This is a genomic window from Zoogloea sp. (assembly GCF_044344315.1).
Classification (GTDB): Bacteria; Pseudomonadota; Gammaproteobacteria; order Burkholderiales; family Rhodocyclaceae; genus Zoogloea.
This window is the reverse complement of record NZ_JBIJDC010000055.1, coordinates 1-18,208: the sequence shown is the minus strand read 5'-3', so window position 1 is coordinate 18,208 and position 18,208 is coordinate 1. Positions and strand designations below refer to the sequence as shown.

At 65.9% G+C, this 18,208-nt stretch carries 18 protein-coding genes; 6 read left to right on the top strand and 12 right to left on the bottom strand.

Annotation, left to right across the window (positions count from 1 at the left end; genetic code table 11):
- Positions 1-6 precede the first annotated feature (6 nt).
- Both ACIQ09_RS12945 and ACIQ09_RS12940 read left to right on the top strand, forming a co-directional pair.
- Positions 7-1,554 carry a fumarate hydratase gene (locus ACIQ09_RS12945; protein WP_398310327.1) on the top strand — a complete coding sequence of 516 codons (1,548 nt, stop codon included), beginning with the start codon at positions 7-9 and terminating at the stop codon, positions 1,552-1,554.
- A gap of 79 nt (positions 1,555-1,633) precedes the next feature.
- Entirely contained in the window at positions 1,634-2,407 is a 774-nt protein-coding gene (locus tag ACIQ09_RS12940; RefSeq protein WP_398310324.1) for a hypothetical protein, read from the top strand.
- A 7-nt stretch (positions 2,408-2,414) separates the two neighbouring features.
- Here ACIQ09_RS12940 and ACIQ09_RS12935 read toward each other — a convergent pair whose 3' ends face one another.
- The 3 genes from ACIQ09_RS12935 to ACIQ09_RS12925 are packed head-to-tail and all read right to left on the bottom strand — an operon-like array spanning position 2,415 to position 4,147.
- Positions 2,415-2,723 (bottom strand): P-II family nitrogen regulator, encoded by a 309-nt coding sequence (locus ACIQ09_RS12935; RefSeq protein WP_398310321.1) that lies wholly within the window; start codon positions 2,721-2,723, stop codon positions 2,415-2,417.
- Complete coding sequence (locus ACIQ09_RS12930; RefSeq protein WP_398310318.1) at positions 2,720-3,664, bottom strand: sodium-dependent bicarbonate transport family permease; 945 nt, start codon at positions 3,662-3,664, stop codon at positions 2,720-2,722. Before ACIQ09_RS12930 ends, ACIQ09_RS12935 begins: the two co-directional genes overlap by 4 nt.
- A gap of 48 nt (positions 3,665-3,712) precedes the next feature.
- Positions 3,713-4,147, bottom strand: coding sequence for a TerB family tellurite resistance protein (locus tag ACIQ09_RS12925; RefSeq protein ID WP_398310315.1), 435 nt, complete (start codon positions 4,145-4,147; stop codon positions 3,713-3,715).
- A 114-nt stretch (positions 4,148-4,261) separates the two neighbouring features.
- On the opposite strand from ACIQ09_RS12925, the gene ACIQ09_RS12920 reads away from it, so the two are divergent.
- From ACIQ09_RS12920 to ACIQ09_RS12905, 4 genes are all read left to right on the top strand, one after another.
- A complete protein-coding gene (locus tag ACIQ09_RS12920; RefSeq protein WP_398310312.1) occupies positions 4,262-5,200 on the top strand; it encodes a LysR family transcriptional regulator in 939 nt (312 codons plus the stop codon).
- A 114-nt stretch (positions 5,201-5,314) separates the two neighbouring features.
- The gene (locus tag ACIQ09_RS12915) at positions 5,315-6,739 is read left to right on the top strand and encodes a sigma-54 interaction domain-containing protein (protein ID WP_398310309.1); all 1,425 of its coding nucleotides are present in this window, start codon (positions 5,315-5,317) and stop codon (positions 6,737-6,739) included.
- Positions 6,740-6,895: 156 nt separating this feature from the next.
- Entirely contained in the window at positions 6,896-8,296 is a 1,401-nt protein-coding gene (locus ACIQ09_RS12910) for a GntP family permease (protein ID WP_324462168.1), read from the top strand.
- Positions 8,297-8,319: 23 nt separating this feature from the next.
- The gene (locus tag ACIQ09_RS12905) at positions 8,320-9,957 is read left to right on the top strand and encodes an acyl CoA:acetate/3-ketoacid CoA transferase (protein WP_398310305.1); all 1,638 of its coding nucleotides are present in this window, start codon (positions 8,320-8,322) and stop codon (positions 9,955-9,957) included.
- 15 nt (positions 9,958-9,972) lie between these two features.
- On the opposite strand, the gene ACIQ09_RS12900 is transcribed toward ACIQ09_RS12905, so the two are convergent.
- The 9 genes from ACIQ09_RS12900 to ACIQ09_RS12860 all read right to left on the bottom strand — a co-directional run.
- Positions 9,973-10,275 carry a PilZ domain-containing protein gene (locus ACIQ09_RS12900; RefSeq protein ID WP_398310302.1) on the bottom strand — a complete coding sequence of 101 codons (303 nt, stop codon included), beginning with the start codon at positions 10,273-10,275 and terminating at the stop codon, positions 9,973-9,975.
- A gap of 90 nt (positions 10,276-10,365) precedes the next feature.
- Positions 10,366-10,839, bottom strand: a complete 474-nt coding sequence (locus ACIQ09_RS12895) for a hypothetical protein (protein WP_398310299.1) — start codon at positions 10,837-10,839, stop codon at positions 10,366-10,368.
- A 4-nt stretch (positions 10,840-10,843) separates the two neighbouring features.
- On the bottom strand, positions 10,844-12,037 hold the full coding sequence (flgL, locus tag ACIQ09_RS12890) for a flagellar hook-associated protein FlgL (RefSeq protein WP_398310296.1): 1,194 nt from the start codon (positions 12,035-12,037) through the stop codon (positions 10,844-10,846).
- A 17-nt stretch (positions 12,038-12,054) separates the two neighbouring features.
- On the bottom strand, positions 12,055-14,007 hold the full coding sequence (gene flgK / locus ACIQ09_RS12885; protein ID WP_398310293.1) for a flagellar hook-associated protein FlgK: 1,953 nt from the start codon (positions 14,005-14,007) through the stop codon (positions 12,055-12,057).
- A gap of 80 nt (positions 14,008-14,087) precedes the next feature.
- The gene (gene flgJ, locus ACIQ09_RS12880; protein ID WP_398310291.1) at positions 14,088-15,086 is read right to left on the bottom strand and encodes a flagellar assembly peptidoglycan hydrolase FlgJ; all 999 of its coding nucleotides are present in this window, start codon (positions 15,084-15,086) and stop codon (positions 14,088-14,090) included.
- Between the two features lies 1 nt (position 15,087).
- Positions 15,088-16,197 carry a flagellar basal body P-ring protein FlgI gene (locus ACIQ09_RS12875; protein ID WP_398310288.1) on the bottom strand — a complete coding sequence of 370 codons (1,110 nt, stop codon included), beginning with the start codon at positions 16,195-16,197 and terminating at the stop codon, positions 15,088-15,090.
- Positions 16,198-16,208: 11 nt separating this feature from the next.
- Entirely contained in the window at positions 16,209-16,880 is a 672-nt protein-coding gene (locus ACIQ09_RS12870; RefSeq protein ID WP_398310285.1) for a flagellar basal body L-ring protein FlgH, read from the bottom strand.
- A 24-nt stretch (positions 16,881-16,904) separates the two neighbouring features.
- Positions 16,905-17,687 (bottom strand): flagellar basal-body rod protein FlgG, encoded by a 783-nt coding sequence (gene flgG, locus ACIQ09_RS12865; RefSeq protein ID WP_398310282.1) that lies wholly within the window; start codon positions 17,685-17,687, stop codon positions 16,905-16,907.
- A 162-nt stretch (positions 17,688-17,849) separates the two neighbouring features.
- The coding region (locus tag ACIQ09_RS12860) for a flagellar basal body rod C-terminal domain-containing protein (RefSeq protein ID WP_398310279.1) at positions 17,850-18,208 on the bottom strand (359 nt) is incomplete at its 5' end.

The following is an 18,208-nucleotide window of genomic DNA, read 5'->3' as shown; positions in this document are numbered from 1 at the left end:
TCACCCATGACCGCCATCAAACAGGAAGACCTGATCCAGTCCGTCGCGGACGCCTTCCAGTACATCAGCTACTACCACCCGCTGGATTACATCAAGGCGCTGGGTGAAGCCTACGAGCGCGAGGAAAGCCCCGCCGCCAAGGACGCCATTGCCCAGATCCTGACCAACTCGCGCATGTCTGCCGAGGGCCACCGCCCGATCTGCCAGGACACGGGCATCGGCATGGTCTTCATCAAGGTCGGCATGCAGGTCACCTGGCCGGACGCCACCATGAGCGTCCAGCAGATGATCGACGAAGGCGTGCGTCGCGCCTACGGCAACCCGGACAACCCCCTGCGCGCCTCGGTGCTGGCCGACCCGGCCGGTGCCCGCAAGAACACCAAGGACAACACCCCGGCGGTAGTCCACTTCGAACTCGTCCCCGGTCACCACGTGGAAGTGATCTGTGCGGCCAAGGGCGGCGGTTCCGAAGCCAAGTCCAAGTTCGCCATGCTCAACCCGTCCGACGATCTGGTGGACTGGGTGCTCAAGAAGATCCCCGAGATGGGCGCTGGCTGGTGCCCCCCGGGCATCATCGGCATCGGCATCGGCGGCACGCCCGAGAAGGCCATGCTGCTGGCCAAGGAGTCGATCATGGCGCCCGTGGACATCCATGAGCTGAAGGCCAAGGCCGCCGAGTACGCAAAAACGGGTGCCAAACTGACCCGCCCGGAAGAGCTGCGCCTTGAGCTGATGGAAAAGATCAACGCCCTCGGCGTTGGCGCGCAAGGCCTCGGCGGCCTGACCACCGTGCTCGACGTGAAGGTGCTCGATTACCCCTGCCACGCCGCCAACCTGCCGGTGGCCCTGGTGCCCAACTGCGCCGCCACCCGCCACTGCCACTTCCACCTGGATGGCTCCGGCCCGGCCAAGATCGAGCCGCCGAAGCTGGAAGACTGGCCCGCCGTCACCTGGACGCCGGATCTCAAGTCGGCCACCCAGGTCGACCTGAACACCCTGACCAAGGAACAGGTTGCCGCCTGGAAGCCGGGCCAGAAGCTGCTCCTCAACGGCAAGATGCTCACCGGTCGCGACGCCGCCCACAAGCGCATCGCCGACATGCTGGCCAAGGGCGAAAAGCTGCCCGTCGATTTCACCAACCGCGTGATCTACTACGTCGGCCCGGTGGACCCGGTGCGTGACGAGGTCGTCGGACCGGCTGGCCCCACCACCGGCACCCGCATGGACAAGTTCACCCGCATGATGCTCGAGCAGACCGGCCTGATCTCGATGATCGGCAAGTCCGAGCGCGGCCCCGTGGCCATCGAGGCCATCAAGGACAACAAGTCGGCTTACCTGATGGCCGTCGGCGGCGCCGCCTACCTGGTGGCCAAGGCCATCAAGTCGGCCAAGGTCGTCGGCTTTGCCGACCTGGGCATGGAAGCCATCTACGAGTTCGACGTGGAGAACATGCCCGTCACCGTGGCGGTGGATTCCGCCGGCACCAGCGTGCATGAAACCGGCCCGAAGGAATGGCAGGCCAAGATCGGCAAGATTCCGGTCAAGGTGGCCTGAGCCTCCCCGGCAAGCGCAGCAAGGAACCCGGCCTCGTGCCGGGTTTTTTCATCCTCCCCGCCCCGTCGTTTCCCTCACCATGTTCCGCAAACTGCGTATCGCGATCCTGCTGTTCATCCTTGCCACGGTGGCCATCGGGGCCTGGCGCAGTGGCGCCCAGGCCACTGACTGGAAAAACTCCATCCACGTCACCCTCTACCCGATCGCTGCCGACGATTCACCGGCCACCCGCCAGGCCGTGGCCAAGGCGCGCCCGGCCGACTTCGCCCCCATCGGGGAATGGCTGCAGGAGGAAGTAAACCGCTATGGCCGCCCGCTGTTGCAGCCTCTGGCCATCAACCTGGCCCCACCCCTGGATGCCCTGCCGCCGGCCTTTCCCGCCGGGGGCAGCAGCCTGGAGATTGGCTGGTGGAGCCTGCACCTGCGCTGGTGGGCCTGGCGCCACGACGCGGCGCCGGGGCCGCGGCCGCAGATCCGCCTGTTCGTGCTTTACCACGACCCGGCGCTCACACCGCACCTGGACCACTCCCTCGGCCTGCGCAAGGGCATGATCGGAGTGATCAAGGTGTTCGCCGACCGCCGCGAACGGCAGCGCAACCTGGTGGTCATCGCCCACGAGCTGCTCCATACCCTGGGGGCCAGCGATAAGTACGACCTGCGCACCAACCAGCCCGTCTACCCCGACGGCTACGCCGAGCCGGACCGCCAGCCCCGCCACCCCCAGCGGCTGGCCGAAATCATGGCCGGGCGCATTCCCCTGAGCGATGACCGGGCCGAGATCCCGGACCATCTCGACAGGGCCGTGATCGGTCCGGCCACGGCGGCCGAAATCGGGCTCGTTCCGGCCCCCTGACCACGGGTCAGAACTTGCCGGGCCTTAGCACCTCGACATCGATCACGAAGACCACAATGCCGTAGTCGGCATAGAAGCGCGCCTGCAACATCTCCACCAGTCGCTCGGCCACCGCCTCGTCGCACAGGACTTCAATGCGGATGTTCGAGGACGCCCGCCAGGCCCCGTCCCGCACGCCCCGGGCGCCCTGCCCCCGGGCCTCGGTGAGGGTGTAGCCGTGGGCCCCCTGGCGGGCCAGCTCCGGCAACAGCAAGGTTTCAAGCTCCGCCTCGCACACGATGGTGACGAGTTTTCTGCCGGTCAGCACGGGACTCATGTCAGGACTCCGTTGAGGCGAAACGCCAGCCAGTGATACAGGGGAATGCCGGCGATCAGGTTGAAGGGAAAGGTAATTCCCAGCGACGCCCCGATGGACAGCGCCGGGTTGGCCTCCGGCACGGCAATGCGCATGGCGGCAGGCGCGGCGATGTAGGAAGCGCTGGCGTACAGGGTGGCGAGCAGCACGGCATTGCCCACGGAGAAGCCCAGCAGACTCGCGGTGACGATACCCAGAAGCCCGGCGCAGACCGGCGCGACGACAGCAAACGCCACCAGGAAGGGCCCGGCCCGGCGCAGATCAGCCAGCCGCCCCGCCGCCACCAGCCCCATCTCCAGCAGGAAGAAAGCCAGCATGCCCTTGAACAGGTCGAAGAATACCCTGTCCAGCGGACGGATGCCCTCAGGCCCCGCCAGCCAGCCGATCAAGAGCCCGCCCGCCAGCAGAATGATGCTCTTGCCGGCCAGCACCTCGTGCAGCAAGGTGCCCCAGCTCACCTGGCCCTGACCACGGCGGGCCAGGAAAACCCCCACGAGCAGCGCTGGCAACTCCAGCAGGGCGAGGAAAACGGTCATGTAGCCATCCGCCGCAACGCTGCGGCTGGCCAGAAAGCTGCTCGCCACCGCAAAGGTCACCACGCTGACCGAACCGTAATGGGCGGCGATGGATGCGGCATCGGCACGGGGAAGACGCCCTACCCGGAGAAGCACGGGGAAGCAGGCCAGGGGAATCAACATGGCCACGCTCACCACCACCAGGGCGGGCACGGCGAGATCCAGCACATCGTGGCGGGCCAGTTCAACGCCGCCCTTCAGGCCGATGGCCAGCAGGAGAAAAATGCTCAAAGCCTCGTAAACGACCCCCGGGATCTTCAGATCCGAGCGCAGGAGGCCGGCCGACAGGCCAAGCAGGAAGAAGAGAATGACGGGCTCGAATTGCATGAGTTTCACCTTTAATGCCGGCGGCCGCGAAGCCACCGGCATGCACGATCAATGTCGGTGGCTGGGGCCAGCCGGGGCCGTGTCCGCCACATCCTTGAGGGTGAGGTCCCAGTCCTTCAGCGCGCGGGAGACCAGCAAGGCTTCTCCGCCCTCAAGGCTGCCATCGGCATTGACGATGTCGAGCACGGCCCGCAACAGACGACGTCGCAGTACAGGATCCTGCACCTCGGCCAGCAGGGCGCCCACCGTCTCACCGTTGAGTACCAACTGGCCGGACGCGGTACGCACCGCGCTCATCAGCAGGTCGTCGCAGAACTCGTGCATGACGCGGTCGAAGTCGGCTTCGCCGAGCCCAAGTCGGCCCAGCAGATCCCGCCGCTGCAAAATGGACAACTCCGTGGCATCAATGGCCCCGTCAGCCATCAGCGCAAGGGCGAGCACACGAGCAGTAGCCTGGGGACTGTCGGAAGGGTAGTGGCGCATTCGGAATCTCCTTGAAATGCCCGTCACACTCGGGCGGCATCTGAAGAATGCGGGTCTTGCCACATAAACTCAAATGAAATAAATTGAGATTTTGCATAAATAAAAACTTATACAATGTCCCGTCGCCGCATCACCCTGCGCCAGCTCGAAACCTTTTCCGCCGTATCGCGCCTGGGGAGCTTCACCCGCGCCGCCGAAGCCCTGCATCTGACCCAACCGGCCGTTTCCATCCAGATCCGCCAGCTCACCGACACCGTCGGACTGCCACTTTTCGACCAGGCAGGTCGCAGCCTGCGCCTGACCGCGGCGGGCGAAGCGCTGCTGGCCACCACGCGCCAGCTCGACGATGTATGGAACGGTTTCGAAACGACCATTGATGCTCTGCGCGGACTCAAACGCGGCAAGCTGCGGGTCGCCCTGGTTACCACCGCCAAGTACTTCCTGCCCCGCATGCTTGGCGCCTTCTGCCGGCGCTACCCCGACATCTCCATCGAACTGGAAATCGCCAACCGGGACCGCATCGTCGAACGCCTCCGCAACAACGAGGACGATCTTTACGTGATGTCCTATCCGCCCGAAGACCTGGACATCGTGGTCCATCCCTTTCTCGACAATGAACTGGTCGTGCTGGCCCCGCGGGATCACTGGGCGGCGGGCCGGCGCGTGACCCTGGCCGATCTGGCCGGCGAACCCTTCCTGCTGAGGGAGTCGGGCTCAGGCTCGCGCCGGGCCATCGATGACTTCGCCCGTCAGTCCGGAATCAGCCTGCGGGTACGCCTCGCCCTGGCCAGCAACGAGGCCTTGCTTGAACTGGCTGGAACCGGGATGGGGCTGGCCGTGCTGTCACGGCACGCCTTGGGCGACAGACTCACAGTCGAAGGCCTGGTGGTTGTGGATGTGGAGGGCTTTCCGCTGCATCGGCCGTGGAACCTCGTGCACCTGCGGAACAAGATTCTCCCTGTGCCCGCCAAAGCCTTCCTGGAGGACATGCTCCTGTCGTCTCCCGGGCAAGCCCACCCAAACACGGAAGATGGCTGGGGGACATTGCGGTAAGCACTCACTTCCATTCACGCCGTGCTGAGCTATCCTCCGACTCCGATCCGGATGCGACATGTACGTGTTCAGTGTCACGGAATCATTGCCGCTCATCCAAGGAGGCTGAACAGCATGCCCTCAGACAGCTTTGCCGCCGAAGCAGATCGCATCCGCCAACGGGTCATGGATACCCTGCTCAGCGCCTTTTCCGAGCTCTCCGAGGGGCTGCTCATCGTGGACCGGGACGCCCGCATCGTCTGGATGAATGAGCAGTACCCCCGCCACCTGGGCTTCAGCGACCCCGCCGAGGCGATTGGAAAGCCCGTCGAGGACGTGATCCCCAACAGCCAGATGCGCAGCGTGGTCACTTCGGGCCAGCCCATCATGCTCGACATCATGGAGTTCGGCAGCGAGTCCTTCGTGGTGATGCGCCTGCCCGTGCGTGACGAGACGGGCGAGATCATCGGTGGCGTCGGCGTGGTGATCTTCGACGACCCGCGCCAGCTGGCCCCCATCGTGTCGCGCTTTCAGAACCTGCGCCACGAGCTCGCCGACACCCGGCGCAAGCTGGACGAGGCCCGCCGTACCAAATACACCTTTGCCAGTTTCGTCGGCGCCAGCCCGGTCTGCGTCGCCGTCAAGGATCAGGCCCGCCGCGCCGCCCGCTCCAGCTCGCCGGTCCTGATCCTGGGTGAAACGGGCACCGGCAAGGAGCTCCTGGCCCAGGCCATCCACTCCGCCAGCCCCCGGGCCGCAGCCCCCTTTGTCGCCGTCAATATCGCCGCCATCCCGGAAACCCTGCTCGAATCGGAGTTCTTCGGGGTTGCCCCAGGGGCATACACCGGCGCCGACCGCAAGGGCCGCAGCGGCAAGTTCGAACTGGCCCAGGGGGGCACCCTCTTCCTCGACGAGATCGGTGACATGTCGCCGGCCCTGCAGGCCAAGCTGCTGCGTGCCCTGCAGGAGAAGGAGATCGAAGCGGTAGGCTCGAACCGCCTGATCAGCGTGGATGTGCGCATCATCGCCGCCACCAGCCGCAAGCTGCAGGATGAAGTGGACGCCGGACGCTTCCGCGCCGACCTGTTCTACCGCCTCAATGTGATGACGCTGCAAGTGCCGCCCCTGCGCGAACGCCTGGACGACCTGCTCATCATCGCCGAATCCCTCGCCGACAGCGTGGCCCGGCGCCTTGGCGAGCCGCCCCGCAGCCTGGCCCCCGGCGCCCTCGCCTACCTGGCCCGGCACAGCTGGCCGGGGAACGTCCGCGAACTGTCCAACGTGATCGAGCGGGCCTTGCTGATGTCGGACGCGGACACGCTGGAGCAGGACGACTTTGCCCGCAGCCTGCCCGGACTGGAGGCGAAACCCGGGACGCCACCGGGCGGGCGCGCGCGCACCCTGGAGACAGTCCAGCAGGACGCCGAACGGGAAGCCATTGTTGCCGCCATCGCCGCCGCCTCCGGCAACAAGGCCCAAGCGGCCCGCAAGCTCGGTATCTCCCGCGCCTCCCTGTACGAAAAGATCGGCGCCCTGGGCATCGGCAGCGACAAGCACTGACCCCCGACTGTCCGGCCTGCCTGACACCCTGTCAGGCAGGCAAGGCACGACTCATCACAAAGTCCGAAGAAAATCCTTATAAATCAATAAGAAATTCTTTGGCACGGAATCTGCCATGGTTTCCTCCACAAACACTTAACGGAGGAGATAAAAACCATGTCGTTCCTGATCGTACTCGCCTCGCTATGCTTCTTGATGTTCATTGCATACCGGGGTTACAGCGTCATCCTGTTCGCCCCGGTGGCGGCCCTCGGTGCCGTGCTGTTCACCGACCCGACCCTGGTCGCCCCCATGTTCACCGGCCTCTTCATGGACAAGATGGTCGGCTTCGTGAAGAACTACTTCCCGGTCTTCCTGCTCGGCGCCATCTTCGGCAAGGTCATTGAGCTCTCCGGTTTCTCGAAGGCCATCGTTTCGTCGGTGATCAGGCTGGTCGGTGCCGAGCGGGCCATGCTCTCCATCGTGCTGGTCTGCGCCGTGCTCACCTACGGCGGGGTATCCCTGTTCGTGGTGGTCTTTGCGGTCTATCCGTTTGCCGCCGAGATGTTCCGCCAGGGCGGCATTCCCAAGCGCCTGATCCCCGGCACCATCGCCCTGGGCGCCTTCTCTTTCACGATGGATTCGCTGCCGGGCACGCCGCAGATCCAGAACGTGATCCCCACCACCTTCTTCAAGACCAACATCTACGCCGCCCCGACCCTCGGCGTGATCGGCTCGATCTTCATCTTCATTGCCGGCATGGCCTACCTGGAATGGCGCCGCCGCACCGCCATGGCGGCCGGCGAGGGCTACGGCACCGAGCTGGTCAATGAACCGGAACCCTTCGACGACAAGGAGAAACTGGCCAACCCCGTGCTGGCCATCCTGCCCCTGGTGCTGGTGGGCGTCACCAACAAGCTGTTCACCGATCTCATCCCCCAGATCTACGGCAAGAGCCATTCCTTCGTCCCCGCCGTGATCGGCAAGGCCGCACCGGTGGTGCAGGATGTGTCCAAGATCGCCGCCATCTGGGCGGTCGAGGGTGCGCTGCTGGTGGGCATCCTGACGGTGATGGTGTTTGCCTGGCGCACGGTCGCCACGCGCTTCGCGGAGGGCACCAAGGCCGCCGTTGGGGGTGCCCTGCTGGCCTCCATGAACACGGCCTCCGAGTATGGCTTCGGTGCCGTGATTGCCGCCCTGCCCGGCTTCCTGGTGGTGGCCGATGCCCTCAAGGTGATTCCCAATCCGCTGGTCAATGAGGCCATCACCGTGACCACCCTCGCCGGGATCACCGGCTCCGCCTCGGGGGGCATGGGCATTGCCCTGGCCGCCATGTCGGAGACCTTCATCGCCGCCGCCAACGCAGCGGGCATCCCCCTTGAGGTCCTGCACCGGGTGGCATCGATGGCTTCCGGCGGCATGGATACACTGCCCCACAACGGCGCCGTGATCACCCTGCTGGCCGTCACCGGCCTGACCCACAAGGTCGCCTACAAGGACATCTTCGCCATCACCCTGATCAAGACGAGCGCGGTCTTCTTCGTGATCGGCACCTACTACGCCACCGGTCTGGTCTGACCTTACCGCCACCAGGAGCAAGCATGGACACCATGACTCCCCAGCCCAACGGGCAGGGCAAGATCGTCTCGGCCCGGGCCGCCGTCTCGCGCATCCGCAAGGGCAGCACCGTGGCCACCGGCGGCTTCGTCGGCATCGGCTTTCCCGAAAACATCGCCGTGGCCCTGGAGGCCCTGTACCTGGAAAACCAGGCGCAGGAGCTACCTCCCGCGGACGGCCCGTCCGCCCTGACCCTGGTGTATGCCGCCGGCCAGGGCGACGGCAAGACCCGCGGGCTCAACCACCTGGGCCATGACGGCCTGGTGGCCCGGGTGATCGGCGGGCACTGGGGGTTGGTGCCCCGCCTGCAGGCCCTGGCCGTGGCCGACCGGGTCGAGGCCTGGAACCTGCCCCAGGGCGTGATCACCCATCTGTTCCGGGACATCGCCGCCGGCAAGCCCGGCACGCTGACCCGGGTGGGGCTGGGCACCTTCGTCGATCCGCGCTTCGGGGGCGGCAAGCTCAACGCCCGCACCACCACGGATCTGGTCAGGCTGATGGAGATCGACGGCGAGGAATACCTGTTCTACAAGGCCTTCCCCATCCATGTGGGCATCATCCGCGGGACCACCGCCGATCCGGACGGCAACATCACCATGGAGAAGGAGGCACTCACCCTGGAGGCCCTGGCCATCGCCATGGCGGCCCACAACAGTGGTGGGATCGTCATCGCCCAGGTGGAGCGGATCGCCGAGCGGGGCAGCCTGAACCCCCGGCAGGTGAAGATCCCCGGGATTTTCGTGGACTGCATCGTGCAGGCGGAGAGCCCGGAGTACCACATGCAGACCTTCATCGAAGCCTACAGCCCGGCCTTCTCCGGCGAGTTGAAGGTGCCCCTGTCAGCGCTGGCGCCCATGGAAATGAGCGAGCGCAAGATCATTGCCCGCCGGGCCGCCATGGAGCTGGCCCGGGGCGCGGTGGTTAACCTGGGGATCGGCATGCCGGAAGGGGTGGCGGCCGTGGCGGCAGAAGAACGGGTGAACGATCTGATCACCATGACCGCCGAGCCCGGCGTGATCGGTGGCGTGCCGGCGGGGGGTCTCAATTTCGGCGCGGCGGTGAACCCCCAGGCCATCATCGACCAGCCCAGTCAGTTCGACTTCTACGACGGGGGCGGTCTGGACATTGCCTTCCTCGGACTGGCCCAGGCCGACCGGGAGGGCAATCTCAATGTGTCGCGCTTCGGCACCCGCCTGGCCGGCGCCGGGGGCTTCATCAACATCAGCCAGAACGCCAAGAAGGTCGTCTTCGTGGGCACCTTCACGGCGGGGAATCTGGAGGTGGTGGTGCGCGACGGTGGCCTCGCCATCCTGGCGGACGGGCAGGCCTCGAAGTTTGTCCATGAGGTGGAGCACCGGACCTTCAGCGGCCCCCAGGCAACACGGCGCGGCACGCCGGTGCTTTACATCACCGAACGTTGCGTGTTTCAACTGGGCCCGGACGGGCTGGAGCTGATCGAGGTGGCGCCGGGGATCGACATCGAGAAGGACATCATCGGGCGGATGAGCTTCCGCCCCCACATCCCCCGACCGCCCAGGCTTATGGACCCTCGCATCTTTGCGGAGGGCTCCATGCACCTGCGTGACGATATCCTGACGGAAGCACCCCGAACGCCGTCGTAACGCCCTGGGTGGGCCTCAGCGAATGACGTCGACGATCTCGACACCCATCTCGTAGAGGCCGCCCTCAAGGCCATGACAGCGGCGCACGCGCACCCGGGCATGCAGCGGCATGAAGGGGCCGCCATGCTCGGGGGGCAGCACCGCCACCTCGAAGACCTCGTCCATGCGCGGGACGTGGGTGGAGTGGATGGTCATGCCCCCGACACCCAGCTCAATGCAATCGCCAACGATGGGAGCGGAGGCGCCGGCGAGCTTGATGCCCACCTTGCAGCCCAGTGGAATGCGACGATCCCTGCGACGTTCGGTCATACGGTCCATTTGATCAAATCCAGCGGTCGAAGCGCGCACCTTACGAAACTCGGCCCGTCACGGCAAGGCTCAGAGACGCTTGCAGGCAGGGGGGCGCACTCAGGGCCGCAGCGCAGCCATTGGCGCGGGTGGGCGACGCAGCCGGATTTCACCCCAGGCCACGCGCTGAGCGAAGGGCCGCGTACTTTCGATCCCCTCCTCCCAGGAAACGATATCGTAAGCCTCGAAACCCGGCTGACTCGCCAGTTGGGCCGCCCGACGGGCAAACACCTGACGCGCCTCGCCGTCCCCCCCGGCATGCAGGGCCTTCATGCGCAGCACGATGCGGAAACGATCCTCGGCAAGACGGGATTCCTGCATCGCCCAGTTGGGCGCCAGGGGGTCAACCAGCGCATACACGGCGACCGCCGCCAGCGCAGCAGGAATCTTGACGTAGCCGCTGTGCACCGCTGCCACGGCGGCGACCGGCATGAGCAGCCAGTCGTGGGGCGGCTCGCCGATGGTGCTGCACCCGGTGAGCCCCACCACGGCCACCGCCATGGGAAATCGGAAGAAGTTGCGCGGAAGTTCCACGAGATCAACCGTTGAGGTAGTTGAACAGGGACAGGTTGCTGACCCGCATGAAGCTCTGCTGGGCGGCCTGCAGGTAGGTCTGCTGCTGGGTCAGGTTGCTGACCACTTCGGCATAGTCGGCATCCTGCAGGCGCGACAGGGTTTCGGCGTATTGCAGGTCCAGATCACCATTGATGCTCTGCTGGGTGTCGACCTCGACCATGCGCGAACCCACCCCTGAACGCACCTGGCTGATGCTGTCCTGGGAGGCATCCATGCCGGCGATGGTCTGGGTGACGGCAAAGCGATTGACCTTGTCATTGCCCGAGTTGAGGGCGCTGACAAAATTGCCGATCACGTCAAAGGAGCTGGCCACCGTAGACAGGGAGTAGTTGTCGCCCGCCGCCGGCGTGCCGGTGAGGGTCATGCTGACGCCCCCGAAGCTCAGGGTGGTATCGCTGCCGCTGGTGCTGACCGCCGGGGCAATCGGCGAGGCATGGGTTGGGTCGGCGGTGGAATCGAAGACCTGGTAGGTGGGGCCGGCGCTCACCTCGACGGCGTAGGTGTGCCCGTTGTAGCCCGACAGGCTGGTGCCCGACACCATGGCGGAGCCGGTGTTGGCCGCCGCCGACAGGGCGAAGGCGGAACCGCTGGGCGCCCGGATGTGATTGAAGATCTCGTCACCGGAGTTGGTCACGGGCAGGTTGCGGGACGAGGAAATCTGCAGGGTGCGCGCGCCTTGGTCGCCCTGGTAGGTGATGCCTGAGGCCATGCTGCCGACGAAGGGCTGAATGTTGCTGCGATAGCCCGAGAAGATGTAGTCGCCGGACGAGTCCTGGCTGTTGGCGATGGACTGGAGCGCGGAGAACTGCTGCCCGAGGTCGGCGGAGATGGAGGCCCGCTCGGCCGAGGTATAGGCACCATTGCCCGCCTCGACAGCGCGGGTGCGCACATAGGTGACCAGGTCGTTGGCGGCATCGAGCTTGCTGTCCACCACCCGCAGGGCATCGTTGGCATAGCCCTGGTTGGCGGCATAGAGGGCATTGACGCTCTTCGACTGGGACACTTCGAGGGCCCGGGCGGAGGCGACCGGATCGTCGGAGGGTTTGAGGATGCGCCGGCCGGTAGCCACCTGCTGCTGGGTGTCGAGCAACTGGCTGTTCTGCCGCTGGATCTGCGACAGGCCGGAGTCAAAGATCATCCCGGTGGTGACGCGCATGATGGATTCCTTCCGTGTTAGCGACCGAGGGCCAGGACTTCGTCGAAGAGCTTGGAGGCGATGCTCATGACCTTGCCCGACGCCTGGTATGCCTGTTGATAACGGATCAGATTGGCCGCTTCTTCATCGAGATTGACACCGGCCACCGATTGCTGCGCCTTGGTGGCCTGCTGGACCAGGCTTTCCTGGGCATCCCGGTTCACTTCCACCTCGCGCGCCTTGTTGCCGATGGCGCTGACCAGTTGGGAGTACACCGACTGGAAGGTGGCGGAGGGCTGGCCATTGGCGGACAGCAGGGTCTTGGTGGTCTGCAGGTTGCCGAGCAGCACGGCGTTGCGGCTGTCCGATACACCACCGGCATTGGGGCCGACGCTGAAGGTGTCGTTGTCCTGGATGGCCCCGGTGAGGGTGAATTTGGCACCGCCGAAGCTGATGCTCATACCGCTGCTGTAGGGGATGGAGGCCACCGGCGCCGCCAGGGTGACCGGACTGCCGTTGAGGGGGGTGTAGGTGACCGGCAGGGTGGCCGGAAAGCCGCTCAGGTTGCCCGCCGAGAAGGTGAGCTTGAGCGGGGCCGCGCTGGTGCCGAAGCTGGCCAGATCGGCAGTGCTGGACATCACCGGGGCGCTGATGCTGCCAGTACCCAGATTGCCGGTGGTGGCACTGGAAGCAAGCGGTGCGGCGGCCGCGACCATGCGGGTGTCGGTGACCGACACGCCGATGTTGGCCGCAGCATAGCGGGTCGGCAGGATCAGGAAGCTGTCGCCGACCTTGGACGTGGCCGCCGGAGTGATGGTGAGGCCGATTCCGGCCGCGGTCACCGAAGCACCGTCGGAAACGCGGGTCAGGGAGTAACCCCCGGTAGCGTTGGTGAAGGTCAGCTTGTAGTCGTCACCGCTGAGCTTGGACATATCTGCAAACTGCACGTCCGGCGAGGCGGTGGTGGCACTGGAGAAACGCTGCACGGCCACTTCCGGCATGGTGAAGAAATTGGTGCCCAGATTGCCATTGAGGTCCTGACCCAGCACATGCTGGGCGTTGAAGGCGGTGCTCATGCCCGCGGCGATCAGGCCGAGCTGGTTCTGGGTGGTGTCCAGGGAGCCGGAGCGCATGCCCAGCAGGCCACCCAGCTTGCCGCCACCGAGCAGGCTTTCGGGAATGGTGATGGCCGCGCCGCTCTGGGTAATGATGTTGACGTCGAAGCGGGTCGGGTCGGACGGCGAGGCCTGGGCAGCCAGCTTGGTGGCGTTGGTGCCGACCACCAGGGGCTGACCGGTGCCGATGAACACCGACAGGGAACCGTCGCTGGCCTGGGTGGTGGACACGCGAGTGAGCTGGTTGAGCTCCTTGACGAGGCGATCACGGGTGTCGAGCAGGTCATTGGCCGGCTGGGCCGACCCGGCCTGCTGGGCCACGGAGATCTTGTGGTTCATTTCGGCGATCTCGGTGGCGTAGGTGCTGATGGCACTGACCGTGTCCTTGATCTGGCTCTCGAGGCCGGCGCGCACGTCGTTGAGGCGCTCGGAGAGATTCTGGAAACGGGCCACGAGGCTCTGGGCCGTGGAGATCATTGACTGCCGGGCCGGGATGCTGGAGGGGTTGGCCGCCACTTCCTGCACACCTTCGAAGAACGAGGCCACCGCCGGGGTCAGGCCCACGGTGGCATCGGCCAGCAGGTTGTCGATCTGGCTGATCTCGGTGCTGTAGGTGTCGTACTCGTTGAACTTGGTCTCGGCGGACAGCACCTGATTGTTCAGGAAGCCATCGTAGGCGCGCTTGACGGTATCAACCTTGGTCCCCTCGCCGAAGAAGCCCGCCCCGGTAAACAGGGCCGGGTTGGTGCTCTGCACGGTGCTCTGACGGCTGTAGCCCGTCGTGCCGGCGTTGGAGATGTTGTGGCTGGTCACCACCAGGCCCGCCTGGGCGGCGTTGAGGCCGGTGAGACCGATGCTGAAGAGGCTGCTGCCCATGATCCGCTTCCTTGGTTCGGGGGTGTCCGAGGAAGACAGTGCAAGAACTCTGCCAGCTCGTCAGGCTGGCCAGAAAATCCTCAGGCGCTGCGGGTGGCGCTGGCGGCAAGTGCCGTGCGCAGGGTGTTGCCATTGATGATGCGGGCGAGCTTGTCGGCGTACTGCGGGTCGGTTGCATAGCCCGCCGACTGCAGGCCACGGGCAAAGGCCACCGCGTCATCCTGCCCCGCCACCCCGGCATAGCGGGGATTGTTGCGGATCAGGCGGGCGTAGTCCTGGAAGGATTCGGCATACGAGCCATAGGCCCGAAAGCGCGCATTCTCGCGGGTTGGCACGCCGTTGCTGTACTCGGTGGTGGCGGTGCTGACGGTGTCGCCAGTCCAGCGCCGGCCGGCCTTGATGTTGAAGAGGTTGTGGCTCGGACTGCCATCGGCACTCTTCAACTCATACTTGCCCCAGCCGGTTTCAAGGGCAGCCTGGGCAACCAGGAAACGGGCCGGGATGCCGGTGACGCGACTGGCCTCGACGGCCTGGGGCCAGACTTTGTCGACGAAGGCACGGGGGCCGGTACCCGCCGGCATGTTGGGCAGGCTCGCCGGTGCAAGGCTTGCCGCACCGGTAGCCGGCAGCGGCGCGGCAGTTTTTGCCGCCGGCATTGCCGCTCCGCTTGCCGAAGGGGCCGTCGCGGTCGGCGAGGCGGCCACGGCGGCGTCGAAGCTGCGGCGGATCGAAGCGTCCAGGGACACCCCTCCTTCGGACGGCGTCACCACCTCGCGGCTGGCCGAGAGCTGGCGCTCGATCACCCGGGCCAGGCCCATGCCACCACCACGGGTAGCCAGCTGCAGGGACATCTGCTGGTCGAGCATGGACTGGTACATGCGCGACTCTTCGCTGTCGAACATGCTGTTCTTGGGGCTCGCGTCACGCATGGATTTGAGCACCTGCTGGAGGAACAGGGCCTCGAACTGCTTGGCCGCCTCGCGGGTGGCCTCGGGGGAGTTCTCCTTGGACAGACGACGCAGGCCCGACAGGGTGTTGGGGTCGAGGGCGTTGATCTGGCTGAAATCGTGGGCAGCCATGTCAGATCACCTCCAGCTCGGCACGCAGCGCGCCGCTGGCCTTCATGGCCTGCAGGATGGAGATCAGCTCGAGGGGGTTGGCACCGACGGCATTGAGGGCCTTGACCACGTCGGCCAGATTGGTACCGCCCTTGATGTTGAAGAGGGTGCCGCCCTCCTGCTTGATATCGACGGCGCCCTTGTTGGTGACCACCGTCTGACCGCCGGAGAGGGGGCCGGGCTGACTGACCTGCGGGTCATTGCTGACCGTGACGGTAAGGCTGCCATGGGCCACGGCGCAGTTCTGCAGGGCCACCTTCTGGTTCATCACCACCGAGCCGGTGCGGGAGTTGACGATGACCTTGGCGGCCTGCATGGCCGGTGTCACATCCAGATTCTCGAGCCGCCCCAGAAAGGCCACGCGCTGGTTGGGATCATCCGGCGCGCGGACCTGGATCTGCCGGCCATCCACGGCCTGGGCGCTGCCCGGCGCGACGCGGTTGATGGCATCGACCACGTTCTGCGCAGTGCCGAAGTCCGCATCGTTGAGCTCGACGAAGACCGAGCCGCCCTGCCCCACCGGGCTGGGCACGGCCCGCTCGACGGTGGCACCACCGGGGATGCGCCCCGCCGACAGGTGGTTGACGGTGACTTTGGTGCCGCCAGCAGCACCGCCGGCACCGCTGACCGCCAGGTTGCCCTGGGCCATGGCGTAGATCTGGCCGTCGGCGCCTTTCAGGGGCGTCATGACCAGGGTGCCACCCTTCAGGGAGCGGGCGTTGCCCATGGACGATACGGTGATGTCGATCTGCTGGCCCGGCCGGGCAAAGGGCGGCAGGCTGGCGGTGACCATCACCGCCGCCACGTTGCGCAGCTGCAGGGACTGGCCGGGCGGCAGGGTGATACCCAGGTTGCCGAGCATGTTGATGATGCTCTGGACGGTGAACGGGGTCTGGGTGGTCTGGTCGCCGGAGCCATCCAGACCCACCACCAGGCCGTAGCCGATGAGCTGGTTCTGGCGCACACCACCGATGGAGGCGAGATCCTTCAGGCGCTCGGCGCTGGCCGGGGTGCTTGCCAGCATACCGATGCAGGTCATCAGGGCCAGGCACAGGCGGGAGATCCGGGTCATGACAGGCCTCCTCAGAACGGCATCACGGTGGTGAAGAAGCGCTGCATCCAGCCCATGCGCTGGGTTTCGTCGATGTAGCCGTTGGCCTTGTACTCGACCCGGGCGTCCGCCACCTGGGTGGACTGGACGGTGTTGCTGCCGGTGACATAGACCGGATTGACCACCCCGGAGAAGCGGATGAATTCGTTGCCCTGGTTGATGGCGACCTGCTTTTCACCGGAGACCAGCAGGTTGCCGTTGGGCAGCACCTCGATCACGGTGGTGGTGATGGTGCCGCGGAAATCGTTGTTGGCTGCCGCGTCGCCCTTGCCCTCGAACTTGCTGGCGTCCGACGCGGTGGCGCCCAGCCCGGCCAGGCCGGCCAGGGGCACCTTCGCCAGGGCCGAGATGGAGGCGCTGAGGGTGGCGTTGCGCTCGGCGTTGGCCGACGAGGACTTGCTGGCCTGGGTCTGCTCGACCAGGTTGATGGTGATCACGTCGCCGACAAAGCGCGCCCGGCGATCCTCGAAGAGCGGCCGCGAGAAACTCGGCTGAAAGATCGAGCCGGGCTGGGCGGCCTGGGCGGTACGCGGCTCGGGGCGGACACTCAGGGGCTGGTGTACCGCCGTCGGCGGGGTGGTCTGCAGGGCCGAGCAGCCAGCCAGGGCCAGCAGCAGGGGGGACAGGATACGGAACGCTTGCATGGTCGTTCTCCGCCCGGCGGGCGCTTACAGGGAGGTGAGCTTGCCGAGCATGTTGTCGGAAGTGGACACCACGCGGGAGTTGAGCTCGTAGGCGCGCTGGGTCTGGATCATCAACACCAGTTCCTCAGCCACATTGACGTTGGAGGTCTCCAGGTACTTATGCGCCAGGGACCCGACGCCGTTGGTGCCCGGCGTGTTGGGGTTGGGGGCTCCGCTGGCTGCGGTTTCCAGGTAGAGGTTCTCGCCCACACTCTGCAGGCCGCCCGGATTGACGAAGCCCACCAGCTGGATGTTGCCGATCTGGGCCGGGGCCGCCTGGTTGGGCAGGGTCACCGACACCACGCCGTCCTTACCGATGGTCACCGAGAGGGCGTTGGCCGGAATGGTGATGGCCGGCTGAAGGGCATAGCCGCTGGAGGTCACCATCTGACCATTGGCATCCCGCTGAAAGGCGCCGTCACGGGTGTAAGCGGTGGAGCCGTCGGGGAGCAGGATCTGGAAGAAGCCTTCACCCTGGATGGCGACGTCGAGGGCGTTGCCGGTCTGGGTGAGGTTGCCCTGGGTGTGGATGCGCTCGGTGGCGATGGGGCGCACACCGGTACCGATCTGCAGGCCCGAGGGGATGGTCGTCTGCTGGGTGGACTGGGCCCCCGGCTGCCGCAGGTTCTGGTAGAGCAGATCCTCGAACACCGCCCGCGCACGCTTGAAGCCGTTGGTGGAGACGTTGGCGAGGTTGTTGGAGATGACGTCGAGCTGGGTCTGCTGGGCGTCGAGGCCGGTGCGGGCAATCCAGAGGGAGCGGATCATGGGGGGCTCCAGTGTGTCAGGGGCTTGCCGCACGGGGCGGCGAAGGGAAGGACGGTTTCAATACTAGACACAGCAAGAGACGTTCCAGGTGCAGAGCAGCGGGGGAAAGCCCCGTCATTTCCCGATCGGGCGATCGGGCCACTGAGTCAGATCAGCGCCGGATCAGCTCTTGGCGACGAGCTGGGCGGCGGAACGGTCCATTTCCTGGGCGACGGACAGCAGCTTGGTCTGGGTTTCGTAGTGCCGGGCCAGGGAAATCATGGTCACCATCTGCTCGACCACATTGACGTTGCTGCCTTCCAGGTAGCCGGAGGCCACCCGCACGGCAGGATCTGCCGGTGCCGGATTGCCGTCGGCAAGGCGAAAATAGCCGTCGCCACCCCGGCGCATGTCCTGCTCGGGCGGATTGACGAGCTTGAGCTGGCCGACGGTCGTGGTGTTGTTGCGCGCCCCGGTGCGGGGGACCGCAGAGACCGTGCCGTCGGAGCCCACCACCACCTCCACATCGGGCGGCACGGTGA